Here is a 24085-nt window from a genome sequence, read left to right as displayed (position 1 = left end):
GCCCGAGATGTAGCCCTTGTCGAACCGCATGCCCTCGGTGAGCTCGAGCTGCAGGCCGAAGGTGTTGGACTCCTCGACGGTGATGACGCCCTCGTTGCCGACCTTGTCCATCGCCTCGGCGATCAGGGCGCCGATCGACTGGTCGCCCGCGGAGATGGCCGCGGTGGCAGCGATCTGCTCCTTGGTCTCGACATCCTTGGCCGACTTGAGCAGGGTCTCGGTGATCTTCTCGACGGCCTTCTCGATACCGCGCTTCAGAGCCAGCGGGTTGGCACCGGCCGCGACGTTGCGCAGACCCTCCTTGACCAGCGCCTGGGCCAGCACGGTGGCCGTCGTCGTGCCGTCACCGGCGACGTCGTCGGTCTTCTTGGCGACTTCCTTGACCAGCTCGGCGCCGATCTTCTCGTACGGGTCCTCCAGCTCGATCTCCTTGGCGATGGACACACCATCGTTGGTGATCGTGGGGGCGCCCCACTTCTTCTCCAGGACGACGTTGCGGCCCTTGGGACCCAACGTCACCCGTACCGCGTCGGCGAGGGCGTTCAGGCCCCGCTCGAGGCCGCGGCGGGCCTCTTCGTCGTACGCAATTTGCTTGGCCATTGCGAAGTGATTCCTCCGGATTGGGGATGACGCGTTCTGGCCGGGCGCAGTGCCCGCGACGGACGACCACAGCTGTCTAGGGGCTCGGTCTCACCGTCCCGACCTAGCACTCACCGGTCGCGAGTGCCAACGTCATTCTTAGCACTCGCCTATGCCGAGTGCAAGGAAACCCGGTGTCGATGGGCGTCCCCGCGGTGTCGTGTCACACGTGCCACAGTGGCCTCTTCGGCGCACGGTGTTCGTTTTGCCCACCTCTGAGTTGCCCTGTGTCAAGCCGCGGGTGGTTGGTGTTGTGTTTTAGGAGGGCTTGGAGGGCTAGGTGGTTGGCGGGGTCGTAGGCGGTGTTGTTTTGCCAGCAGTGCCAGATGACGTAGAGCCAGGCGCGGGCGAGGATGCGTACGGCGTGTGGGTGTTTCTTGTTGCGGGCGATGGCGCGGTTGTAGATGTCGGCGGCCCAGGGGTTGGCGTGACGGGAGTCGTTGGCGAAGTCGCAGACGGCGTCGCGCAGGTTCTTGTCACACGACCAGCGGAATCCGACGATGTGGGTCTTGCCGGACTGTCGGGTGGAGGGCGCCATGCCGGCCAGGCTGATCAGTGCTTCGGGGCTGGGGAAGCGGGCGCGGCAGTCACCGATTTCGGCTAAAAGCCTTGCCGCGCGGACGGTTCCCGAGCGGGGCCGCGTTTACCCGGCGGCATCTTCGACGGCCATGTTGCCGGTGTCTCCGGCCGCGTCCTACATCAGCGGTCGAACGATCGACGCGGCGGGCGGATGGGTCTACCTGAAGCGATAATCAGCTTCGACCGGCGTGCGGGTGCGTTCGAAGAAGGTCTTGCCGCTGTAGGGCAATTGGGTCACCACCTTGCCACTGGGATGGCGGAAGTAGTTGGCGCAGGCGAGCCAGACCTTGCCGTGCATCGCGGCCTGGATCTCGTCGTTGTAGCGCCGCTGCGCATCGGCCGTCACCTCGATGGTGCGGGCTCCGCGGCTGCCCATCGCGTCGAGGATGTGGCGGATGAAGGTCGTCTGCGCCTCGTGGATGTAGATGATCGAATTGACCCCGTTCGTGTTGGGGCCATACAGCATAAAGAAATTGGGATACCCGGTGACCAGCGTGCCGAGGTAGGCCTCCGCGCCGTCGCTCCAGTCGTCGCGAAGGCGACGGCCGCCGATTCCGTATACATCGATGCTCGACAGGTAGTCGGCGGCCGTGAACCCGGTGCCGTAGATGACGGTGTCGACGCGGTGTTCGACACCGTCGACCGTGCGCACCCCCGATTCGGTCAGCTCGGCGATTGCGGTCGTTTCCAGCTTCACGTGCGGCAGAGCGAAGGTGGGGTACCAATCCCGCGACATGAGCGGCCGCTTACAGCCGGCCGGATAGTCCGGCGTCAGCTTGGCCCGCAACTCGGGGTCGGCCACCTTGCGCATCAGGTAACTGCGCGCGAGTTCGGTCGCGTCGTGGGTCTGTTGGGCGTCGACGTCGAAGCTGGCTGACTCGTAGGCGTCGAAGGCCTCGTCGCGTAGCTTTTGCGCCGCGGTCGGGTCGCGTTCGAAAAGCTCGTGCTGCTCGGGGGTGAACGGGAAGTCGAACCGGGGCGCGATCCAGATCGGGGTCCGCTGAAACACCGTGAGCTGCGAGGTTTTTGGGGCGATCGCGGGAACGTATTGGATCGCGCTGGCGCCCGTACCGATGGACGCCACCCGCTCCCCCGCCGTCGATTTGCTGTGATCCCAACGCGACGAATGGAATTGCCGGCCCCGAAACCACTGTGCCCCGGGGATGTCGGGGATGTGGGGCACATCGAGCATTCCGACCGCGCTCACCACCACGTCGAAATCGTGCTCGCGGCCGTCGTCGGTGGACAGCGTCCAACATCGCGTGCTGTCCGACCACCGCACCGTGGTGATCGCGGTGTTGGGCCGCAGGTGTGCGCCGAGCTCGTGGTCGGCGGCCACCCGCTCGAGGTAGGCGAGGATCTCGGGCTTGTTCGCATACGTCTTGCTCCACCGCGGGTTGAGCGCGAAAGAGTACGAGTACAGATGCGACGGGACATCGCAGGCCGCACCAGGGAACGTGTTGTGGCGCCAGGTCCCGCCGAAGCCGTCGGCGCGGTCGAAGATCGTGAAGTCATATCCGGCGTCGGCCAGCTGGATTCCCATCGCGATGCCGCCGGCGCCCGCACCGATGACGCCGACCTTCGCGCGCGTCACCCCCATTGCGCGAAGTACGGCCGCTCGGGCCGGCTTTTCTCCACCAGGATGAAAACCACGCCCCACGGATCGACGAACCAGGCCGTGCGCACGCGCGCGACTTCGGCGATTCCACTGACCAGGAAGCGCACTCCCTTGGCCTCGAGCTCTGCCCGGGTGGCGTCGAGGTTCGCGCAGATCAGCCCGACGTGCGAGAGCCCGTGATCGGTCAGGGCCCTGTCGGCCTCCCTGCCGTCGACGTTGAGGTACTCGATCACCTCGAAGACACGGTCACCGTCGTCGGGCAATCCGACGATGGCCGCCTTCATGGTGGGATCCGGCACCAGTTCACCCATGTCGTCGCGAAGAGCGTTACCGGCCATGACATACGGCGGCGAGAGCACACGCAGGCCCAACACGTCGCGGTAGAACGCCACCGCGGCCTCACAGTCGGGAACGCACACGCCGGTGTGGGCCAACCCGGTAATCACGTTCTCGACTCTACGTCCGCTGATCCCGATGGCGGCCCGCGATGAGTATGTTGTGGCCCATGAATTCAAACACCGAGACCCGCAAGTGGGAACAAGCCGACGTCCCGGATCAGAGCGGTCGCGTCGCCGTCGTCACCGGCTCCAACACCGGCATCGGCTACCACACCGCGGCGGTGCTCGCCTACCGCGGTGCGCACGTCGTGCTGGCGGTGCGCAATCTGGAGAAGGGCAACACCGCCCTGTCGCGCATCGTCGCGGCCAGCCCGGGCGCTGACGTCACACTGCAGGCACTCGACCTGAGCTCGCTGGACTCGGTGCGCACCGCCGCCGATGCGCTGCGGTCGGCCTACCCGCGCATCGATTTGCTGATCAACAACGCCGGGGTGATGCTGACACCGAAGCAGGTCACCGAGGACGGCTTCGAAATGCAGTTCGGCACAAACCATCTCGGTCATTTCGCGCTGACTGGGCTGCTGCTCGACCACCTGCTGCCGGTGCGCGGGTCGCGGGTGGTGACCGTCAGCAGCATGGGCCACCGGCTGCGCGCATCGATCCACTTCGATGACCTGCAGTGGGAGCGCCGTTACGACCGGGTGGCCGCCTACGGGCAATCCAAGCTGGCCAACCTGCTGTTCACCTATGAACTGCAGCGCCGGCTGAGTGCGCGTCCCGGTGCGGAAAAGTCCACGATCGCCGTCGCCGCGCACCCCGGCAGCTCCCACACCGAGCTGACCCGCAATCTGCCGCGGATCATCAAGCCCGTGGCCGATGTGTTCGGACCGGTGCTGTTTCAGAGCGCGGCGATGGGCGCCCTGCCGACGCTACGGGCCGCCACCGACCCGGCCGTCCGAGGCGGCCAGTACTACGGCCCCAGCGGTGTCGCCGAGCAGCGCGGCCACCCGAAGTTGGTCAACTCCAGCGCGCAGTCCCACGACGAGAAGCTGCAACGACGGCTCTGGGCCGTCTCCGAGGAGCTCACCGGCGTCACGTTCCCGGTCTGACGGACAATGGCGGAAGATGGCCAGGTGCGGTCCGTCGAAGAACATCAACGTGTCGTAGCCGAGATGATCCGTGCCCGCCCGGCGGCGATGGTTCCGTTGGCAGAAGCCCAAGGGCTGGTCCTTGCCGACGATGTGGTCGCCCAGCTATCGCTGCCGGTGTTCGACAACTCCGCGATGGACGGCTACGCGGTGCGTGCCGAGGACGCCGCTGGCGCCACACCCGAACACCCGGTCCTGCTGCCGGTCGCCGAGGACATTCCCGCCGGGCGCACCGACGAACTCACCCTGCAACCCGGTACCGCCCACCGGATCATGACCGGCGCGCCGGTACCGGCCGGGGCGACGGGCATCGTGCCGGTCGAAGCCACCGACGGCGGATTTGAAAGCGGCGGGGAATCGGTCGCGATCCGTGAGGCCCCCCAGGCCGGCAAGCACATCCGGTTAGCCGGCGAAGACGTCGCCGCCGGCACCACCGTGCTACGCAAGGGGCAGCTCGTGACCCCGGCGACGCTCGGCCTGGCCGCGGCACTGGGGATGGCCGAGCTGCCGGTGCTCCCCCGCCAACGGGTGCTGGTGATATCGACCGGGTCGGAGCTGGTGACGCCGGGCAGCCCGCTGCGGCCGGGGCAGATCTACGAGTCGAACTCGGTCATGCTGGCCGGGGCCGTTCGCGACGCGGGCGCGGCCGTGATCGCCACCGCGACCGCCGGCGATGACATCGCACAGTTCAGCTCGATCATCGACCGATACGCCGCAGGGGCCGACCTGATCATCACCAGCGGCGGGGTCAGCGCCGGTGCCTACGAGGTCGTCAAAGATGCCTTCGGCCGTGACGGCGACCAGGGCGTCGAATTCGTCAAGGTCGCGATGCAGCCGGGGATGCCGCAGGGCATCGGACGCTTGCGGACAAAAGGAGCCGGCGCCACGATCGTCACGCTGCCCGGCAACCCGGTCAGTGCGCTGGTGTCGTTCGAAGTGTTCATCCGTCCCGCGCTGCGGAAGGCCATGGGCCTACCGGATCCGTACCGATCGCGGCGGCCCGCGGTGCTGACCGAGGCGCTGACCTCGCCGCGCGGCAAACGGCAGTTCCGCCGCGCGATCCTCGACGTAAGCGCTGGCACCGTCACCAGCTACGGCCCACCGGCGTCGCACCACTTGCGCTGGCTGGCGTCCGCCAACGGGTTACTGGACATCCCCGAGGACGTCGTGGAAGTGTCGGCCGGAACCCAGCTGCAGGTCTGGGACCTCACCTAACCCACTGCTCCGTAGGATGACCGCGTGGCTAGACGCCCCCGCACTGGCGGCCCGCAGCACATGCTGGAGTTGGTCCGCTCGACCATTCCGCCGATTCACCCCGCCGGACGGCCGTTCATCGCTACCGGCCTCGCCGTTGCGGTCGTGGGACGCCACCACCGATGGCTGCGCCGCGCGGGCCTGCTGGCGGCTGGTGCCTGCGCGGGCTTCTTCCGTCATCCCCCGCGGGTGCCACCCGCCCGGCCCGGTGCCGTCGCCGCGCCCGCCGACGGCATCATCTGCGTGATCGACGCCGCGGCCCCGCCCGCCGAACTCGGCATGGGCGACACGCCGCTGCCGCGGGTCAGTATCTTCCTCTCGCTGTTGGACGCCCACGTGCAACGCGCACCGGTGAGCGGCGAGGTGATCGACAGGCAATACCGGCCCGGACGGTTCGGATCGGCCGACCTGGCCGCGGCGAGCACCGAAAACGAACGCACCAGTCTGCGGATCCGGACGGACGGCGGCGCTGAGGTCTCAGAGGTCATAGTCGTGCAGGTAGCCGGTCTGCTGGCGCGCCGCATCGTGTGCGACGCCCACGTCGGGGACAAGCTATCGATCGGCGACACCTACGGCCTGATCCGGTTCGGCTCCCGGCTCGACACCTACCTGCCACCGGGCACCGAGCCGCTCGTCAAAGTCGGCCAGCGTGCGGTCGCCGGCGAGACGGTGCTGGCGGAGCTGCCATGATCGACAAGCCCCGGGGCCGGCGGACCATGAGCCTGCAACTCCTGCCGAGCGCGATGACGGTGCTGTCGATGTGCGCGGGATTGACGTCGATCAAGTTCGCCCTCGAGCGCCAGCCGATTCCCGCGATGGCGCTGATCGCCGCGGCGGCCATCCTGGACGCGCTGGACGGCCGGGTGGCCCGCATCCTGGGCGCCCAGTCGCAGCTCGGTGCCGAAATCGACTCGCTGGCCGACGCGGTGAACTTCGGCGTGACGCCCGCGCTGGTGGTCTACGTGACGCTGCTGTCGAAGTGGCCGGTCGGCTGGGCGGTGGTGCTGCTGTACATGGTGTGCGTCGTGCTACGGCTGGCCCGGTACAACGCGCTGCAGGACGACGAAACCCAGCCCTCCTACGCGAAGGAATTCTTCGTCGGAATGCCCGCTCCGGCGGGCGCGGTTTCCATGATCGGCCTGATGGGACTCAAACTTCAGTTCCACGGGGAAGGCTGGTGGACCTCGCTGTGGTTCCTCGCCGTCTGGATCACCGGGACGTCGATCCTGATGGTCAGCACGCTCCCGATGAAAAAGATGCACACCGTGGCGATTCCGCCGAACCTGGCGGCCCCGCTGCTGGCGGTACTGGCGGGCGTCGCGGCGGCCGCGGTCCTGGCTCCCTACATCCTGATCTGGGTGATCATCATCTCCTACGTCTGCCACATCCCGTTCGCGGTGCGCAGCAAGCGCTGGCTGGCCAACCACCCTGAGATGTGGGACGACAAGCCCGGGCAACGTCGCGCGGCGCGCCGGGCAACCCGGCGGGCGCAACCGAACCGCCGGTCCATGGCGCGGCTGGGGCTGCGCAAACCGGGCGGGCGGCTGTGACTGGCCCCGGTCAGCTCACCCTTACCGCCCGGCTGAATACCTCTGCGGTCGACTCCCGCCGCGGCGTGATCCGGTTACACCCGAATGCCGTTGCCGCCCTGGGCATCCGGGAATGGGACGCGGTATCGCTGACCGGGTCGCGGACCACCGCGGCGGTGGCCGGCCTGGCCGACCAGGACACCCCCGTCGGCACCGTGCTGCTCGACGACGTGACGCTGTCCAACGCCGGGCTGCGTGAGGGCACCGCGGTGATCGTCAGCGCGGTCGTCGTGTACGGCGCACGATCGGTGACGCTGAGCGGATCTGCGCTTGCCACTCAATCGGTTTCGTCGGCCACCCTGCGACAGGCGTTGCTCGGGAAGGTGATGACGGTCGGCGACGCGGTATCCCTGTTGCCACGCGACCTGGGCCCGGGCACGTCGACGTCGGCCGCCACTCGTGCGCTGGCGTCGGCGGTCGGGATCAGCTGGACCTCCGAGCTGCTGAGCGTCACCGGCGTCGATCCCGACGGACCGGTCAGCGTGCAGCCCAACTCGCTGGTGACCTGGGGCATCGGTATCCCATCCGGCACCAGGGCGTCCTCGCACGAACTGGACAGCGCCGCTACCCCACAGATCTTCGTCGAGGAGCTTAAGGGCTCGCAGCCGCAGGCCGCCAAGCTCACCGAATGGCTCAAGCTGGCCCTCGACGAACCGCACCTACTGAAGACATTGGGCGCGGCCGCCAACCTCGGTGTGCTGGTGTCGGGTCCGGCCGGCGTCGGCAAGGTGACGCTGGTGCGGGCGGTGTGCGACGGCCGCCGGGTGGTGGAGCTGGACGGTCCGGAGGTTGGCGCGCTAAGCGCCGAAGACCGGCTCAAAACCGTGGCCTCGGCGGTAAACAAGGTTCGCGCCGGTGGCGGCGTGGTGCTGATCACCGATGTCGACGCCCTGCTGCCGGCCACCGCCGAGCCGGTAGCCGCCCTGGTCCTGAGTGAGCTGCGCACCGCCGTGGCCACCGAGGGCGTCGCCTTGATCGCCACCTCCGCGCGACCCGACCAGCTCGATGCCCGGCTGCGGGCCCCCGACCTGTGCGACCGGGAGCTGAGCCTGCCGCTGCCCGACGCATCCACCCGCAAGGCGCTGTTGGATGCGTTGCTCAAACCGGTGCCCACCGGCGATTTGGACCTCGATGAGATCGCAGCCCGCACACCGGGTTTCGTCGTCGCCGACCTGGCTGCCCTGATCCGCGAGGCGGCGCTTCGCGCGGCGTCGCGCGCCAGCGCCGAGGGCCAAGCACCGACGCTGAACCAGAACGATCTCGTCGGCGCGCTGACGGTCATTCGGCCGTTGTCCCGCTCGGCCAGCGAGGAACTGACGATCGGGAACGTCACACTCGACGACGTCGGCGACATGGCCGAGGCCAAACAGGCACTCACCGAAGCGGTGCTGTGGCCGTTGCAACACCCAGACACGTTCGCCCGGCTCGGTGTCGATCCGCCACGCGGGGTGCTGTTGTACGGGCCGCCCGGTTGCGGCAAGACATTCGTGGTGCGCGCGCTGGCCAGCACCGGGCAGCTGAGCGTGCATGCCGTCAAAGGCCCTGAGCTGATGGACAAGTGGGTCGGCTCTTCAGAGAAGGCTGTGCGCGAATTGTTTCGACGGGCCCGGGACTCCGCCCCGTCGCTGATCTTCCTCGACGAGGTGGACGCGCTGGCGCCGCGGCGGGGGCAGAGCTTCGACTCGGGCGTGACCGACCGGGTGGTGGCCGCTCTGCTGACCGAGCTCGACGGCATCGACCCGCTGCGCGACGTCGTGGTGCTCGGCGCCACCAACCGGCCCGACCTCATCGACTCGGCGCTGCTGCGTCCGGGCCGGCTGGAACGTCTGGTGTTCATCGAGCCGCCCGACGGCGCGGCACGGCGCGAAATCCTGCGTAACGCAGGGAAATCGATTCCGCTGAGCGCCGATGTCAACTTGGACGCGGTGGCCGCCGAACTCGACGGTTACAGCGCCGCCGACTGTGTGGCACTGCTGCGCGAGGCCGCACTCACCGCGATGCGGCGCTCCATCGATGCCGCCGACGTGACTGCCGCCGATCTCGAGGCGGCTCGCGATGCCGTGCGCCCGTCGCTGGAGCCCATGCAGGTGGAGTCGCTACGCGCCTTCGCCAAAGCTCTGTAGCATCGCCCGCATCGACGCCGTGACGTCGGCTTCGAGCCACGCCGGCATCGGCTCGTCGTGGGCGTGGCGCCGGACAACGGCATAGGGCAGGTCCGCCACGGCCCTGTTCACAGCGTCGACGGCCCTCCGATCGCGACTGCCGTACAGGCGCTCGGCCAGCTCGTGCACCCGCTCGACGAGCGGAGCGTTCATGGCGGCAAGGGTCTTCTGAAAACCCGGGTCGGGCTCGCCGTCGAGCAGATCACCCGGCCGGATCGTCAGCAGCAGCCGGGCGTCCTGCGGAAGCTCCCGCGCGAAGCTGATCGCGGCCACGGCCATCGCGACCGCGGCCTCCGTCGGCGCTTCGCCGTCCGCGGCCAGCGCCCGCGCCTGGAAGCGATCGAGCGCGCGCAGCCACGCCGCCGCCAAGATCCCGTTGCGGTTGCCGAAGCGGTGATAGAGAGTGCCGGCGGGCGCCCTGCTGGCTTTCGCGATCGCCGCCACGCTCGCGGCGCGGGGTCCGCCGACTAGCACGAGCGCTCGCGCGGCGTCGAGGATCACATCGGTTTCGTGCTTCCGCGGAGGTGCCATGATCTAGTACATTCCTTCTATATGGAACGATTGCCCTATATCGATGAGCATGCCATAACCGTTGATGCGAATCGCGCAGAAACCTGGTCGGCGCTGCTTCGCGTGATGTGCCGCGACCCGCGCGACCCGTCCACCGTGCCTACGGGTTTCGTCCTGCACGAAGCAAGACCACCGGAGCGGTTCGCGCTGAAGGGCCGGCATCCGTTCGCGGTCTACCGGTTGGTGTTCGAGTTGGACACAGCGCCGGGCGACCCGGGTCGCACCCGACTGCGCGCGCGGACGTGGGCCGACTTTCCGGGTATGCACGGGAAGGTCTATCGCGCCCTCGTCATCGGCACAGGCGCACACCGGGTCACGGTGCGAAAGATACTGAAACGCGTTGCAGCACAGGTACATCCACGTGGAGCAGCCGTATCGTGATACCCGGGCTGAATTGGGGAGCAAGGCCGTCGGAACAAACAGCGCGCCTGCCGTGCGACGGGCTTCGTCCGCGAACCGGCCTCCAGGCAGACCGCGCGATCAGCGTCGATGCGCCGCCATCGATCGTCTTCGCCTGGCTGTGTCAGCTACGCGTAGCGCCCTACAGCTACGACATCCTCGACAACCTCGGCCGCCGGAGTCCTCGGGAATGCGACCCCGAACTCGTTCACCTCGCGGTCGGGCAGCGGTTCATGACTCTCTTTGTGCTCCACTCGTTCGCCGCCGGCGAGCAGATCACCTTGCGCTCCAAAGGCGTGGCCGTGACGTATCGGGTCCGGCCCGAGGGGGCGGGGTCGCGGCTGCAGGTGCGCGTGTCGTTCGCAGGCCCTCGGCTGGTCGGTCGTGTTCTCGCGCTGGGTGACTTGGTGATGATGCGAAAGCAACTGCGCACGTTAAAGTCTTTGGCTGAGCGCGAATCGGCTGGTCGGATAGCGCAAACTCCACCATCTCGATGACGGAGTTCACCGCCCCCGTAGAGCCGCCACTCGAACCCGTTGGCTCGTTCGTTCGTAACCACTAGGCATACCTCACTGCGAGCAGGTGCCCGGATGCCTTCTAGGAGAGAACAGATGAACGACGAGCGGCCCGTCTCCTGATGATCGCCGTACAGCCTTCTCCCGGGATCGTCTTCACCGCGTCGGCGCGCCGAGCGGGACCGCTCACGAAATTGCGCGATGCCGTGCCGACCAGCCGGGTCATGGTGGTGGCCATCATGGTGTCAATGGTCGCCTTCCTCGACAGCACCCTCGTGAACCTGGCACTGCCGGCCACGGCGCGCGACCTGCGCGGAGGCATGTGCCTGCAGCAGTGGGTCGTAGACGGCTACCTGCTCGCGCTGGCGGCCGCGATTCTGCCGGGCGGTTCCATCTCCGATCTATTCGGGCGAGTGCCGGTGATGCGGTTCGGGCTGGTTGCCTTCGGGACGGGCTCGGTGCTGGCGGCCAACGCGGCCTCGCCCGCCATGCTGATCGCCGCGCGCGTCATCCAGGGTCTGGGTGCGGCGTTTTTGGTCCCGGGTCGCTGGCGTTGATCAATTCCGTCTTTGACCGGACGGCTCGTCCCGCGGCCATAGGGTCCTGGACCGCGTGGACGGGTACCGCGTTCGCTCTCGGTCCGTTGCTGGGCGGGTTGGCGGTCGACTTTTTGAGCTGGCGGTGGATCTACGCATTGTCAGCGGTCCCGATGGTCATCGGTTTCGCGTTGACGTTTTGGCTGTGCCCCATGCCCCGGCCCGCCCAACGCGCCCGCGTCGACATCCCCGGTGCGGCGTTGTCGGCGACCGGGCTGGCCGCCACCGCCTACGCGCTCATCGAATCGAGCGAACACGGATGGGCCGACCCCGGCATCGTCGCGTCGCTGGTCGTGGGAGTCGCGGCACTACTGGCGTTCGTGGCATGGCAGCGCCGCGCCCCAAACCCCTTGGTGCCGCTGGGTCTGTTCACGATCCGCGACTTCGCGGGCGCCAATCTGGTTACCGCGTTCATCTACGGCGCCCTCACCATGGGCTCTCTTGCCGTCTCCCTCTATACACAGGAAGTCGCCGGTTTTTGTGCGACCGTGGCGGGTTTGGTCACCTTGCCCACCCCCGTCATGTCGTTTCTGTTCGCCAAGCGCGTCGGCGGCCTGGCCGCACGGATCAGACCCCGGGTTTTCCTGACGACGGGCCCCGTGCTGGCCGGGTTCGGACTGCTGCTCATCCGCCCGTCGGCGCATGGGTTCAACATCTTTACCCATCTGCTGCCCGGGATGACCGTGCTGGCGATTGGTCTGGTACTAACCAGCACACCGCTGACTGCGGTGAATCTGTCTTCCGTCGAGCCGGCCAGCAGCGGAGTCGCCGCAGCCATGCAGAACGCGGTAGGCCGGACGTCGGCACTGACTTCGGTTGCCTGCGTGGGGCTGATCGCGGCCGGCACGCTCACCGATGCCAGTTTCGCCCGGTTGCTACAGGTCGCCGCGGTGCTGTTCTTTATTGGTGCCGTAGTCAGCCGCTTCACCCTCACCAAGCCCGGCGTTCCTGCGCTTCCCGGCTACTCGGACAGCTGAAACTCGACCATCTCGGTGACAGTGTCCACGGCCTCACTGAGCGCAGCCAGCCGATCAGCGGCCGAGGATGCCGACAGCACGGCATAGCGGTCGGCCGTGCCGATCGGTATCCGAGATGCCAACGTGTACAACCACTCTGCGGCGTCACCGGTGTCGCGGTCGGCGCCGAGCAGCGCGTCGCGGCTCGGCAGCCGCGCGTCACGGACGGCCGCGATCCTCTCGAACAGGGCCATCACCCGGTCTTCCAGTTCGAGTATTTGGTCCGCCGACACCGCGTCGCCCGGCTCGTCGGGCCAGACCCGCACGACGGCGCGCGGGTAGGGATCGTCCGGCAGCCACTCGCCGACCCGAATGCGTTCGGCCGTCCGGCACTGCAGCACGTACCGGCCCGAGCCGAGCTCGGCGTATTCGGCGATGCGGGCCAGCACACCGACGTCGCATCGCGTGTCGCCGCCACCGACTTCGCGGCCGCGGGAGATCAGCACAACCCCGAAAGGGTCGTCGTTGCCGATGCAGTCGCGCACCAGCGCGCTGTAGCGCGGCTCGAAGATGCGCAGCGGCAGATCCTCGTTGGGCAGCAGCGCCGACTGCAGCGGAAACATCGCCAGCGCAAGGGGTTCGGGCCCCCCGGAAAAACCGGTCATGGTTAGATCTCCAGCTCCCCGACCAGCGCGTCGACGACCGCCCGCAGGTCGCCGTCGTGTTCCTCGGCGACCCGCCGCTGCCGCTGGTATGACGCGCCGTCGCGGCAAATGTCGGACACCGCGGCGAGCTCCTCCGAACAGTGCAGCGACTTCGCCACCGGTTCCAGCCGGGTGAGCAGATCGGGCAGCTCGTCGGTTACCAGACGCTCGTTGCTGTCGGCGTCCAGGATGATCACCGCGTCCAGGCCGTAGCGGGCGGCGCGCCACTTGTTCTCCTGGACATGCCAGGGCGGCATGGTCGGCAGCGTCTCGCCGGCGTCCAGCCGACGGTCCAGGTCGACCACCAGACAGTGCGTCAATGCGACCAGCGCACTCAGCTCACGCAGGTTGGACACCCCGTCGCAGATCCGCACCTCGAGGGTGCCCAGATGCGGCGACGGCCTGATGTCCCAACGGATTTCGTTCATATGGTCGATGATGCCGGTCTTCTTCTGGTCGGAGACGAAGCCTTCGAACTCCGCCCAGGTCTGAAAGTGAAACGGCAGCCCGGCGGTGGGCAGTTGCTGAAACATCATCGCCCGGTTGCTGGCGTAGCCGGTGTCCTCACCGCCCCACCACGGCGAGGACGCCGACAGCGCCAGCATGTGCGGGTAGTAGTTGAGCAGGGACGTCATGATCGGCATCACCTTGGCCGCCGACGAGATCCCGATGTGTACGTGGACTCCCCAGATCAGCATCTGCCGGCCCCACCACTGGGTGCGCTTGATCAGCTCGGCGTAGCGCGGCGCGTCGGTAAGCTTCTGGGTCGACCAGCGCGCGAACGGGTGGGTGCCGGCGGAGAACAGTTCCATCCCCCGAGCCCGGACGATCTGGCGCGCGGGGCCCAGGGTTTCGCGAAGATCGTCCATCGCCTCCGCGGCGCAGTCGCAAATGCCGCTGACGACCTCGACGGTGTTGCGCAGCAATTCCTTGTGCACGCGCGGGTTTTCGCCGATCTCGGCGATGACCGCGGTGGCTTCGTTGCTCAGGTCACGGGTGGCAGCGTCGACGAGCGCGAATTCCCATTCCACCCCGATCGTCGGCCGGGGTGAGCCGGCGAAGTCGATGTGGGGGCTTGCCGTGTTGACCGGCGAACTAGCCGGCACCGATGACACCGCACGCCACTCGCTTGCCGGCGTCACCGGTGCTCATTGTCATCTCGTCGGGACCGGGCGCCCCGTTGACCTGGTTGTAGCGATCCGGCGGAATGTTGGCGAAGTTGTCGGCACCGGCGTGAATGATGATTGCGGTCTTCTCGCCGGCCAACAGGTCGTCCATGGTGAAGGCGTCCGTGGTGGTCACCAGTATCCCGGTACCGTCTTTGCGCACCTCGAGCGAGGTCAGGTCACCACTGGCCGGCTCGGCCGCGTGCCCGGCCACTTGGAAGTGCCCGCCGGCGGACAGGAAGTCGCCCGGCGCGCCGCCGGTCGGCGCGACGGAGTTGGGCTCACACTTGCCCACCTTGTGGATGTGCACTCCGTGAAAGCCGGGTGTCAGCACACCGACAGCGACCGTCTCGATCCTGATTGAGGCGTGGCTGCTGGTGAACTGGAATTCCGCGATCGCGACCTGGGTGCCGTCGGGCGCCTTGAGATGGGTGGTGATGCTCTTCTGTGGTGTCGCCGGCGCCGCCTCCATCCCCGGGGTCTTAGCCGACGACGGCGCGGGTGATCCGGTCCAGATCGCCGGCGTGGTGCCCGGGACTGTCGATGCGTGTTGGGGCGACGAGCACGCGCTCAGCAGCGCGACGCAAGACATGGTGGCGGCGGCGACATTACGGTGACCGGCAAGTTCAGGCATAGCGAGAGCCTAGCCCGGCGACCTGCCGTCCGAAACGACTTGCGCGGGAGCGTGTCAGCCCGCGACCAGAACGATGACGCCGGGTGGCTGGCTGGCGAGTGCGGGAATGCGCGCCTCGACTGGCGCTTGCAGCTTCTGGCCTACGGCATCGGCGGTGGCGTGCTCACCGTCGGCGTCGGTGTAGTAGACCGTGGTGGCCGAGACATCGGGCACCGCCAGGTTCCCGACTTCGGTGACCTTGAAGCCGGCGGCCGCGAGCTGGTCCTTGGTGCGCGCGGCAACGCCCTCTTTCGACGAGATGTTGTACACCTGGACCTCGGCCTGGTTCGGGGCGGGTTTAGCGCTCGTCGACCCTGAGGCCGACCCAGACGCTGGCGTGGTCGAGGTCACACTCGACGCCGGCGAAGCCGACTCGTCATCGGAGTTCCCGGAGGAGCCCAAGGCCTGCCACCCGAGCAGCAGGAAGATGATTCCGAGGAACAGCAGCACCATCACCATGGCCCGCAGGGGAAGCCCCGACGAATCGGGGACGCGCTCATTCATTGAGGCCCACTGTAGCCAGGAAAGGGCTTAAACCCGCAAAGGCGCCTTACCAAGATCGGGCGGGGCGTCAGGTCACCTCGAAGCCGAGGCGCCGCGCTGCTCGCGCCTTCTGACGGCTGGCGCGCAATCGCCGCAGCCGCTTCACCAGCATGGGATCGGCTGCCAGCGCCTCGGGCCGGTCGACCAGCGCGTTGAGCACCTGGTAGTAGCGCGTCGCCGACATCGAGAACAACTCTTTGATGGCTTCTTCCTTGACACCGGCGAATTTCCACCACTGACGTTCGAATGCCAGGATGTCGTGTTCACGGCGGGTGAGCCCATCGGCGATGTCAGCGTCGTCCCCCGCTCGATTTGCCCGCGCCATGGCGCTGTCCATATCGCTCCCCTGGGCCCTTCCGGCGAATTCTCAAACTGCTTGAATGACTGATAGTTCGGGGCATGTTTCGCGCGAACATTGAACCACGCTCCCAACCCTCAAGGTCTCATCTAGACCCGCGAGTCGGCCGACTTCGTTGGATTCCCGTGCACAGTGTGCCGGAAAGCTCGAGGGTCGGCGAGTTTAAGCTAGCCGACCATGGCAGTCGTACCCATTCGCATTGTGGGCGATCCGGTCTTGCACACCCCGACCACGCCGGTGCAGGTCGGCGCCGACGGTTCGCTGCCGGCCGATCTGGCCGGATTGATCGCTACCATGTACGACACCATGGACGCCGCGCACGGGGTGGGCCTGGCCGCCAACCAGATCGGATCCGGACTGCGGTTGTTCGTCTACGACTGTTCCGACGACCGCGGGATGACCGACCGGCGCCGCGGTGTGGTCATCAATCCGGTCCTGGAAACCTCCGAAATACCCGAGACCATGCCCGACCAGGGCGACGACGACGAAGGCTGCCTGTCGGTGCCCGGGGAGTCGTTCCCCACCGGCCGGGCCAAGTGGGCACGGGTCACCGGGCTCGACGCCGACGGCAGTCCGATCGCCATCGAGGGCACCGGCCTGTTCGCCCGGATGCTGCAGCACGAAACCGGTCACCTCGACGGATTTCTCTACCTGGACCGTCTGATCGGCCGGCACGCCCGCGCCGCCAAGCGCGCTGTAAAGTCGCACGGCTGGGGGGTCCCCGGACTGTCGTGGACACCGGGCGAAGGACCCGACCCGTTCGGGCACTGATGGTCTCGTGGCCGGACCTCGGAACACGGGTGACGGTTCGCTACCGGCGCCACGCCGGGTCGATCCCGCCGCTGACCGATGCGGTAGGCCACCTGCTGGCCGTCGATCCGGTGGTTCGGGTGCGGACGAAGACGGGCACCGTGGTCGAGTGCGCACCCGCCGACGTGGTGGCGCTGCGGATACTGACCGACGCACCGGTGCGCACCTCCGAGATCCGAGCACTCGAGCATGCGGCCGCGGCAGCCTGGCCCGGCATGAAACAAACCTGGGAACAGACCTGGCTGGACGGCTGGCTGCTCCGGGCCGGGCCGGACGCCGAACTCGAAGCTAATTCGGCAGTGCCGCTGGATATTTCGGCTCGAACCGATTCCATTCCGGCGATCGTCGCCTGGTATGCCGATCGCGGCCTGACCCCACGGCTGGCCATCCCCGACCGATTGCTGCGGGTGCCTGCCGGCCTGACCGCCGAACGTGAAGAGCGCATGCTGGTGCGCGACGCGCCCCTCGACAACGACAGTCACCCTGGCGCGTCGTCCGGCGAGTTCGCCGGTGCGGCGGTGAGCGACGCGCCCGACGGCACCCGCTGGGTGGGCCTGTCGGCAATCAGTGCGGTGGCCGAGCCGGGGGCCCCGTCGTGCGAAGCACTGCTGGCCTGGGGTGCCCAGCGCGGCGCCACCCGCGCCTACGTGCGGATCGGCGACCACGACACGAACGCGATCGCCCTCGCCGAATCCTTGGGTTTCCGGCTGCACCATCGAAGGCGCTATGTCCGACCGACTGGATAATCTCCAGTCATGCCCCACGGCACCCTGCGGCTGGCCACCTGGAACGTGAATTCGATTCGCACCCGACTGGACCGCGTCACCGATTGGCTTGCGCGCGCCGATGTCGACGTGCTGGCGATGCAGGAGACCAAATGCTCCGATAGCCAGTTCCCCGCGCTGCCGCTGTTCGAACTCGGCTACGAGGTCGCCCATGTCGGCTTCAATCAGTGGAACGGCGTGGCGATCGCCTCCCGGGTCGGCCTCGACGATGTGCAGATCGGCTTCGACGGCCAGCCCAGCTGGAGCAGCAAGCCAGAGGTGGCCGCCACGGCGGAAGCCCGCGCTTTGGGCGCCACCTGCGGTGGCGTGCGGGTGTGGAGTCTCTATGTGCCCAACGGCCGCACCCTCGACGACCCGCACTACACCTACAAGCTGGATTGGCTTGCCGCACTGCGTGATACGTCCGAAGGCTGGCTACGCGACGATCCCATAGCGCAGATCGCACTGGTCGGCGACTGGAACATCGCCCCGACCGACGAGGACGTCTGGAGCACCGAATTCTTCGCCGGCGCCACGCACGTCTCCGAGCCGGAACGTAAGGCGTTCAACGCCATCGTCGAAGCCCGATTCACCGATGTGGTAAGGCCTTTCACCCCGGGACCCGGCGTCTACACCTATTGGGATTACACGCAGCTGCGGTTCCCGAAGAGACAGGGCATGCGCATCGACTTCATCCTCGCGTCGCCGGCGTTGGCGGCGCGGGTGACCAATGCACAGATCGTCCGCGAGGAGCGCAAGGGCAAGGCCCCCAGTGATCACGCTCCGGTGCTGGTCGATCTGAGGCGTGGCTGAATCACGGATACGACCGTTCGCCGAAGTCAGAATTGCCTATCCCCGGGTTATGCGGCGGAAATTCTCGACAACTGCTCGTTGTATGCGGGTTTGCAACGTGGCAGGCTTTCGCTTGTTAGATATTCGAGAACTATTTCGTTGCAGCTGTTAACTTTGTGTTCAGCGGGTATACACCCGTAATCAATGCGGTTTGCAAGTGGACTGCAGCGAGAGCGAATCGAGGCCAGGGAGTCATCATGAATGTCGTCGGCGGCACAGTCCGCAGCGTGGGTAAAACGGTGAGTCGTGCGGCGACGGTGACCACAGAGGCCGCGGGCGCGGTCGGCGGCGCGGCGGTCAATGGGGTTGTCGGCGGTGTGACCGGAGCCGCGCAAGGCATCAAACGCGGCGTCAGCGTGGGCAGCCACTCCACCCCGGCAGCCGCCTTGGCCCTTGGTGCGCTCGGCGTCGCCGGCCTGGTCGAATGGCCGGTGCTGTTGGCCGTTGGCGGTGGAGCGCTGTTGCTGCGCAGGATGAGCCAGAAACCGGACGCCCCGGCGAAGGCAGACCTCAAACCGGTACCCAGCCATCCGGCGCCAGAAAAAGCCGCACCGCAGAAACCCGCACGCAAACCGGCCGCCAAGAAGGCTACCGGCCGGCAAGCGGGCGGCACGAAGTTGCGCAGCACAAACTGATCAACGCTGTTACCTTTTGACCATCGGCACATCCATACGACGTATGCCGTTGCGCGCTTTTGCCGCGGGCTTCCAGGTAACCACCGCCCTGGCTGGTGCATCGGTAAACACCGCGGCAAATTTCGCGGGGACCCTGGGCAGGAGCGCGGCCTCGGTTGCCAAAGTTGGCATCGGGGCCGGCGCCGACGTGGCGACCTTTCCGCTGCGCGAGGCAGCCAAAGTGCTTTCCGGCGACATCTCCCGCGAGACGCTCAGCCGCAACTGCTGGCGCAACGAAAGCCGCGCCTGGATCGAGGTGCGTGGACTAGGCGGCCCCGACGATGGTGAAGACGGTGAACTCGGGCGCGTCGTGCTCGACGCGATCCGCGCCCACCCAGGCGTCACATCGGCCAGCCTGAATCACCCGCTGTCGCGCGCGGTCGTCGACATCGACGATCCGGGTCTCTCGCTGCGCGACCTGTGCCGGGTAGTCGAGGATGCCGAAAAGCGTTGCGGCGAAGGTAAAGACGAGTCGATCTTCACCAGAAGTCTGCCGGGCGACGGCGTGGTGCTGGCGACCCGGGCATTGACCGTTGCCGTCAACGCGACCGGGCTAGGCGTGGCGCTGACCGGCCGGGCGCTGGGCCTGCGGCCGTTGCCGGCCGCCGTCGCCGCGAGCGTGGCTTTCGTGGACTACCAGCCCTGGCTGCGCCGTCTGCTCACGGACCGGATCGGCGGGCCCACCACCGACACCGTCCTGACGCTGGCCGCGGCGGCAGCGCAAACCCTCACCCAGTCACCGACGTCATTGGCGTTGGGGCTCACCGTGCAGTCGATGAAAGCCGCCGAAGTCCGCGCGCAGGCGCAAAGCTGGGAGCAGCACGAACCGGAGCTGGCGCGGTACGCCGACCAGCCGCGTATGCACCCAGACAGAACGGTGCCGCGGCCACAGCCGTCGAGACCCGTGGAGCGGGCGGCGGGTCGTTTCGCGCTGTTGCAGGCGCTCAGCGCCGGGGCGATCGGTGCTGGCACCCGCAACCTGGCCATGGCCGCCACGGCGGTGCAGGTAACCACCCCCAAAGCCAGCCGGACCACGCCCGAGGCATTCGCCGCGACCCTGGGCCGGGGACTGGCCGGCCAACACGCGGTATTGCCGTTGCGGCCGGAAAGTCTGCGCCGGTTGGACAAGATCGACGCGATCGTCATCGATCCCCGGATTCTGTGCACCGAAACGCTGCGCGTGGCACGCATCCGCGGAGCCGACGACAGTGAGTTGTCGGCGGCGTGGAACCGCGCCCAGCTCATGCTGGAGAACAACAGCCTGCGCCCGGGCTGGCGCACCGTGCGCGGGATATCGGGCAGCCGGCCGAACGCAGGAGTCGAGGCGCTTTTCCTGCCCGCACACGATCCGCTGGCCTCCGCCGTTGTCGCCGAGGCGCACCGGGCCGGGGCGGAACTGATTTCGGTCGACGTCGAGTCACTGGACGAGTTGCGACACGCATTCGACGACGTCCGGCCCATCAAGAGCGGGACAGACAAGTCCATAGACGACGCGCTCGCCGCTGCGGTGACCGATGTGCAGCAGGCGGGCCGAACGGTAGCCATACTGTCATCGTCTGGCGCGCAAGCGATTTCGTGTGCAAACCTGATGCTGGGCATTAAACCGAAGAACGGCGCACCACCGTGGAATGCCGATCTTCTGTTGCCGGATCTGGCGGCCGCCTGGCGGGTGCTGCACTCGCTGCCCGCGGCCAAGACCGCAACCCAGCGCGGCATCGGCATTGCGGCCGGCGCAACCGCTTTGGGGTCGCTCTTCATGATCCCGGGTGTCCGCGGCAATCTCGGGTCCGAGTCGGTCAACTCCGGCGCGGCAGCCGGTCTACTCTCGGGATATCTGCTCGCCCGCGGGATCCTCAATGCCGACACACCACGCCCGGCCGCTCTGCACGAATGGCATGCGATGTCGGTGGAGCAGGTGCTTAAGGCCCTCCCACCGCCTGAGCCTCCGCCCAATCCCGCCGCCTCCGAGGTGCGGTATGTCCCTGCGGACACGCAACCGAGCGAGTCACCCCTGCAGGCGATTTGGCAGCTCGCCAAGGCCGTGCGAGCCGAATTGTCCGACCCGCTCACCCCGGTGATGGCACTCGGCTCGGCGGCCAGCGCGGTCCTCGGCTCACCCATCGACGCGGTGCTGGTCGGCAGTGTACTGACCGGGAACTCGATACTGGCCGCCGCCCAGCGGCTCCGGGCCGAAAAACGGTTGACCCACCTTTTGGCTCAGCAGACTCCGCCGGCCCGCAAGGTGATTACCGGTCCGGACGGCGAGCGGGCTTACACCGAGGTCGACGCGTCGCGACTGCGGCCCGGCGATGTCATCGAGGTGCGCACCCACGAGGTGGTGCCCGCCGATGCCCGGCTCATCGAGGAGGTCGACGTCGAGGTCGACGAATCGACGCTCACCGGTGAGTCGCTGTCCGTGGAGAAGCAGGTCGAAGCGACGCCCGGGGCCCCGCTCGCCGAACGTCGCTGCATGCTGTTCGCCGGGACCACGGTGGTGGCCGGTACGGCGGTCGCGCTGGTGACCGCGGTGGGTGCCGACACCCAGCAGCGTCGCGCCGCCGACCTCATCTCCGGCGAGCTGTCCTCCGACATCGGCCTGCAGCATCAGCTCGGCCAACTGACGAGTCAGGCACTTCCGGTGAGCATTACCGGCGGCGCATTGGTCGGCGCGCTCGGGCTGCTGCGCCGCACCCCGTTGCAGCACGCGGTGTCCAGCGCCATCGCCATCGCTGTTGCCGCGGTCCCCGAAGGAATGCCGCTGGTGGCGACGCTGGCGCAGGCGGCATCGGCCCGACGATTGACAAAGTTCGGTGCGCTGGTTCGTGTTCCGCGTTCGGTGGAGGCGCTCGGCCGTATCGAAGTGGTCTGCTTCGACAAGACCGGAACGCTCAGCGAGAATCGGCTGCGCGTGTCGCAGGTCCACCCCGCCGCCGGCCGTTCGGAAACGGAAGTGTTGCGCTGCGCGGCGCACGCCGCGCCGATGACCAACGGCGGACCGCAGGTGCACGCGACCGATGTCGCCATTATCGAGGCTGCTAGCGCCTTGGAAGCAGCGGGTACCTCCGTCGCCGGGGGGAACGGCGCGGGCCCCACCGCTCACCTGCCGTTCCGCTCCGGCAGGTCGTTCTCGGCTTCGGCGACGCGAACCGAGCTGACCATCAAGGGCGCGCCCGAAGTGGTGCTGGCCGCCTGCGGCGACGTTACGGCGGTGCAATCCATGGACAGCACCGTCGCCGAAATGGCCGCCAGCGGATTACGGGTGATCGCGGTGGCGCAGCGCAAGCTGACGGCAAAGCAGGCTCAGGCGATAAAAGAAAACCCCGACGACATCGCCGAGTACTGCAAAAACGGATTGACGTTGGCCGGATTCCTCGGATTGTCCGACACGCCGCGCGCGGAATCCGCCGGGCTGCTGTCGACGTTGCGGTCCCAAGGGGTGGGCATCAAGCTGATCACCGGTGATCACCCGATCACCGCCAAGGCGATTGCCGAGGAGCTCGGCCTGCCGGTGACCGCCGAGCAGGTGATCACCGGCGCCGAATGGGATTCCCTCTCCCGCAAGGACCAGGAGCGCGTCGTCACCGAGCGGGTCATCTTCGCTCGGATGACCCCGGAGAATAAGGTCCAGGTTGTCCAGACGCTCGAGAACGCCGGGGTGCGGACCGCGATGGTCGGTGACGGCGCCAACGACGCCGCCGCCATTCGGGCGGCCACGGTCGGTATCGGTGTGGTCGCGCACGGCAGCGACTCGGCCCACCTGGTGGCCGACGTGGTGCTGATCGACGGCCGTATCGACGCGCTGCTGGAGGCCATCGAAGAAGGGCGCCAGTTGTGGCGACGGGTGCAGGCCGCCGTGTCAGTGCTGCTCGGCGGTAATGCCGGTGAGGTGATCTTCGCGATCATCGGCAGCGCGATCACCGGGACTTCGCCGCTGAACACCCGCCAGCTGCTGCTGGTCAATACGGTGACCGACGCGTTCCCGGCCGCGGCCCTCGCGGTCAGCAAGCCGCGCGGCAAAGTGGACGCCAAAATACGCGGCGTGGATCAACCCGCGCTGTGGAACGCCGTCGCCATCCGCGCCGCTACGACGGCAGCGGCGACCACGGCGGCATGGCTGATGGCCGGGGCCACCGGACTGGCAGGGGTTCCCGGACTGCCGGGAATCCCCGGACTGTCGGGCGGCTCTGGAGTGCTGGGGGGACTGCTGGGAGCCACTGGGCTGCCGCAACGCGCATCCACCGTGGCCCTGGTCGCGCTGATCGCGACCGAATTGGGCCAGACACTGGTGGAGTCCCAGGCCCCGCTGGTGGTGCTCACCGCGCTGGGCTCACTCGGCTTCGTGGGCATCTTGATCAGCATTCCGGGAGTCAGTCAGCTCCTCGGCTGCACACCGCTCGATCCGCTCGGCTGGGCCGAAGCTCTCGGACCCGCGGCGGTCGCGACCATCGCCGTGGCCGTTCTCAGCCGTGTCTTCGACGATCGGGAGCTGCCGGCGGCTCCCCAGCCACCCGAGCCACCCCGGCTGACTCCCGTCCCGCCACCCGACGACCCTGATGATGACCAAGCGCCGGTTCGGACCGCCCAATCTCCGGGATCTCCAAGATCTCGAGGACGCCCACACGCCACAAGAACGCATAGAGTTCCAGCAACGGAGCACGCAGGAACGAGGCAATCGGTGAAATCAGCGGATCGGCCTGCTGCTGGTCGGTCCTCCACATACGTCCGACGGTGACCGCACCATCCGGCACAACGGCAAATCCTTCGTTACTGAAAGGCAAATGATGGCGGAAAAGAAGGCTCGGCGGGCAACGTCCCAAAGTGAGGCCGTGGAAAAGATCCGCGAAGGCGAAACCTTCGTCGTAAACCTGCCACTGCTCGGCCAGACCGAGATTCCGCGGCCGGAGCAACTGGCCTACTTCGGCGGGCTGGCCGCCCTTGCGGCTCTCGAACTCATCGATTGGCCAGTCGCTTTGGTCATCGCCGCCGGACACCTATTGGCAGCCAACCATCACAACCGGATCCTCGAGGAGCTCGGCGAGGCGATGGAAGAGGCCTAGCTGGCTGTAGGTCGTGTCAAGTCATGTGGTGTGCGTGGGGCATTGTCGCCGGTGGTTGTCGGCGTTGAAGACCTGGCCGGAGTGCGTGGTGTGCTGTGAGGAGTGCCGTGAGCGCCCACGC

Annotated in this window: 23 protein-coding genes and 3 pseudogenes; 15 read left to right on the top strand and 11 right to left on the bottom strand. The window is 67.5% G+C overall.

Annotated features, from left to right (window positions below; genetic code table 11):
• Together ACLP9N_RS04115 and ACLP9N_RS04110 are read right to left on the bottom strand one after the other, a co-directional pair.
• A partial coding sequence (locus ACLP9N_RS04115; protein ID WP_442406191.1) for a TCP-1/cpn60 chaperonin family protein occupies positions 1-600 on the bottom strand: 600 nt, incomplete at its 3' end.
• A gap of 298 nt (positions 601-898) precedes the next feature.
• A pseudogene (locus ACLP9N_RS04110) lies at positions 899-1276 on the bottom strand (transposase); the annotation flags it as partial.
• Between ACLP9N_RS04110 and ACLP9N_RS04105 the strand changes: the two are divergent.
• Complete coding sequence (locus ACLP9N_RS04105) at positions 1176-1391, top strand: hypothetical protein (RefSeq protein WP_442406190.1); 216 nt, start codon at positions 1176-1178, stop codon at positions 1389-1391. The pseudogene ACLP9N_RS04110 and the gene ACLP9N_RS04105 overlap by 101 nt on opposite strands.
• On the opposite strand, the gene ACLP9N_RS04100 is transcribed toward ACLP9N_RS04105, so the two are convergent.
• Entirely contained in the window at positions 1376-2818 is a 1443-nt protein-coding gene (locus ACLP9N_RS04100) for a flavin-containing monooxygenase (protein ID WP_442406189.1), read from the bottom strand. The two genes, ACLP9N_RS04105 and ACLP9N_RS04100, sit on opposite strands and share 16 nt — an antisense overlap.
• Positions 2809-3282: a VOC family protein gene (locus tag ACLP9N_RS04095; RefSeq protein WP_442406188.1), complete on the bottom strand. Its 474-nt coding sequence runs from the start codon at positions 3280-3282 to the stop codon at positions 2809-2811. Before ACLP9N_RS04095 ends, ACLP9N_RS04100 begins: the two co-directional genes overlap by 10 nt.
• A 59-nt stretch (positions 3283-3341) precedes the next feature.
• Between ACLP9N_RS04095 and ACLP9N_RS04090 the strand changes: the two genes are divergently transcribed.
• From ACLP9N_RS04090 to ACLP9N_RS04070, 5 genes are read left to right on the top strand one after another with little or no spacing between them, the layout of a single operon-like run.
• Complete coding sequence (locus ACLP9N_RS04090; RefSeq protein WP_442406187.1) at positions 3342-4283, top strand: SDR family NAD(P)-dependent oxidoreductase; 942 nt, start codon at positions 3342-3344, stop codon at positions 4281-4283.
• A 24-nt stretch (positions 4284-4307) separates the two neighbouring features.
• Positions 4308-5537 (top strand): molybdopterin molybdotransferase MoeA, encoded by a 1230-nt coding sequence (gene moeA / locus ACLP9N_RS04085; RefSeq protein WP_442406186.1) that lies wholly within the window; start codon positions 4308-4310, stop codon positions 5535-5537.
• A 24-nt stretch (positions 5538-5561) separates the two neighbouring features.
• Complete coding sequence (locus ACLP9N_RS04080; RefSeq protein ID WP_442406185.1) at positions 5562-6266, top strand: phosphatidylserine decarboxylase; 705 nt, start codon at positions 5562-5564, stop codon at positions 6264-6266.
• Positions 6263-7126: a CDP-diacylglycerol--serine O-phosphatidyltransferase gene (gene pssA / locus ACLP9N_RS04075; RefSeq protein ID WP_442406184.1), complete on the top strand. Its 864-nt coding sequence runs from the start codon at positions 6263-6265 to the stop codon at positions 7124-7126. Before ACLP9N_RS04080 ends, pssA begins: the two co-directional genes overlap by 4 nt.
• Positions 7123-9288 (top strand): AAA family ATPase, encoded by a 2166-nt coding sequence (locus ACLP9N_RS04070; RefSeq protein WP_442406183.1) that lies wholly within the window; start codon positions 7123-7125, stop codon positions 9286-9288. The genes pssA and ACLP9N_RS04070 overlap by 4 nt, the downstream gene beginning before the upstream one ends.
• Here ACLP9N_RS04070 and ACLP9N_RS04065 read toward each other — a convergent pair.
• Positions 9262-9858, bottom strand: coding sequence for a TetR family transcriptional regulator (locus ACLP9N_RS04065; protein WP_442406182.1), 597 nt, complete (start codon positions 9856-9858; stop codon positions 9262-9264). The two genes, ACLP9N_RS04070 and ACLP9N_RS04065, sit on opposite strands and share 27 nt — an antisense overlap.
• Positions 9859-9879: 21 nt before the next feature.
• Here ACLP9N_RS04065 and ACLP9N_RS04060 point away from each other — a divergent pair, with 21 nt between their 5' ends.
• The 3 genes and pseudogenes from ACLP9N_RS04060 to ACLP9N_RS04050 all read left to right on the top strand — a co-directional run bounded on the left by ACLP9N_RS04060 (position 9880) and on the right by ACLP9N_RS04050 (position 12384).
• Positions 9880-10278 carry a hypothetical protein gene (locus tag ACLP9N_RS04060; RefSeq protein ID WP_442406181.1) on the top strand — a complete coding sequence of 133 codons (399 nt, stop codon included), beginning with the start codon at positions 9880-9882 and terminating at the stop codon, positions 10276-10278.
• A complete protein-coding gene (locus tag ACLP9N_RS04055; protein ID WP_442406180.1) occupies positions 10275-10793 on the top strand; it encodes a hypothetical protein in 519 nt (172 codons plus the stop codon). Before ACLP9N_RS04060 ends, ACLP9N_RS04055 begins: the two co-directional genes overlap by 4 nt.
• A 140-nt stretch (positions 10794-10933) precedes the next feature.
• Positions 10934-12384: pseudogene (locus ACLP9N_RS04050) on the top strand (MFS transporter).
• On the opposite strand, the gene ACLP9N_RS04045 reads toward ACLP9N_RS04050, so the two are convergent.
• The 5 genes from ACLP9N_RS04045 to ACLP9N_RS04025 all read right to left on the bottom strand — a co-directional run bounded on the left by ACLP9N_RS04045 (position 12369) and on the right by ACLP9N_RS04025 (position 15786).
• On the bottom strand, positions 12369-13028 hold the full coding sequence (locus ACLP9N_RS04045) for an LON peptidase substrate-binding domain-containing protein (protein ID WP_442406179.1): 660 nt from the start codon (positions 13026-13028) through the stop codon (positions 12369-12371). The pseudogene ACLP9N_RS04050 and the gene ACLP9N_RS04045 overlap by 16 nt on opposite strands.
• A 2-nt stretch (positions 13029-13030) precedes the next feature.
• The gene (locus ACLP9N_RS04040) at positions 13031-14182 is read right to left on the bottom strand and encodes a glutamate--cysteine ligase (RefSeq protein ID WP_442406194.1); all 1152 of its coding nucleotides are present in this window, start codon (positions 14180-14182) and stop codon (positions 13031-13033) included.
• Positions 14163-14867 carry a superoxide dismutase[Cu-Zn] gene (sodC, locus tag ACLP9N_RS04035; protein WP_442406178.1) on the bottom strand — a complete coding sequence of 235 codons (705 nt, stop codon included), beginning with the start codon at positions 14865-14867 and terminating at the stop codon, positions 14163-14165. The genes ACLP9N_RS04040 and sodC overlap by 20 nt, the downstream gene beginning before the upstream one ends.
• Before the next feature lie 54 nt (positions 14868-14921).
• Positions 14922-15410, bottom strand: coding sequence for a LytR C-terminal domain-containing protein (locus ACLP9N_RS04030; protein ID WP_442406177.1), 489 nt, complete (start codon positions 15408-15410; stop codon positions 14922-14924).
• A 67-nt stretch (positions 15411-15477) separates the two neighbouring features.
• Positions 15478-15786, bottom strand: coding sequence for a DUF3263 domain-containing protein (locus ACLP9N_RS04025; protein ID WP_442406176.1), 309 nt, complete (start codon positions 15784-15786; stop codon positions 15478-15480).
• Positions 15787-15984: 198 nt separating this feature from the next.
• Here ACLP9N_RS04025 and ACLP9N_RS04020 point away from each other — a divergent pair, with 198 nt between their 5' ends.
• The 5 genes and pseudogenes from ACLP9N_RS04020 to ACLP9N_RS04000 all read left to right on the top strand — a co-directional run.
• Positions 15985-16578, top strand: a complete 594-nt coding sequence (locus tag ACLP9N_RS04020; protein WP_442406175.1) for a peptide deformylase — start codon at positions 15985-15987, stop codon at positions 16576-16578.
• A complete protein-coding gene (locus ACLP9N_RS04015) occupies positions 16578-17363 on the top strand; it encodes a GNAT family N-acetyltransferase, cg3035/Rv0428c family (RefSeq protein WP_442406174.1) in 786 nt (261 codons plus the stop codon). Before ACLP9N_RS04020 ends, ACLP9N_RS04015 begins: the two co-directional genes overlap by 1 nt.
• A 24-nt stretch (positions 17364-17387) precedes the next feature.
• Positions 17388-18194, top strand: coding sequence for an exodeoxyribonuclease III (locus ACLP9N_RS04010; protein WP_442406193.1), 807 nt, complete (start codon positions 17388-17390; stop codon positions 18192-18194).
• Positions 18195-18430: 236 nt separating this feature from the next.
• Positions 18431-18868 (top strand): hypothetical protein, encoded by a 438-nt coding sequence (locus ACLP9N_RS04005; RefSeq protein WP_442406173.1) that lies wholly within the window; start codon positions 18431-18433, stop codon positions 18866-18868.
• A 43-nt stretch (positions 18869-18911) separates the two neighbouring features.
• A pseudogene (locus ACLP9N_RS04000) lies at positions 18912-23309 on the top strand (HAD-IC family P-type ATPase); the annotation flags it as partial.
• Between the two features lie 58 nt (positions 23310-23367).
• Here the strand turns inward: ACLP9N_RS04000 and ACLP9N_RS03995 are convergent.
• A complete protein-coding gene (locus tag ACLP9N_RS03995) occupies positions 23368-23625 on the bottom strand; it encodes an Rv1535 domain-containing protein (RefSeq protein ID WP_442406192.1) in 258 nt (85 codons plus the stop codon).
• Positions 23626-23688: 63 nt separating this feature from the next.
• Between ACLP9N_RS03995 and ACLP9N_RS03990 the strand changes: the two genes are divergently transcribed.
• Entirely contained in the window at positions 23689-23964 is a 276-nt protein-coding gene (locus tag ACLP9N_RS03990) for a hypothetical protein (RefSeq protein WP_442406172.1), read from the top strand.
• Positions 23965-24085: the final 121 nt, after the last annotated feature.

It is taken from the genome of Mycobacterium sp. (assembly GCF_052144515.1).
Lineage (GTDB): Bacteria > Actinomycetota > Actinomycetes > Mycobacteriales > Mycobacteriaceae > Mycobacterium.
Note: the sequence above shows the minus strand (reverse complement) of the source record. Positions and strands in the feature narration are given on the sequence as shown.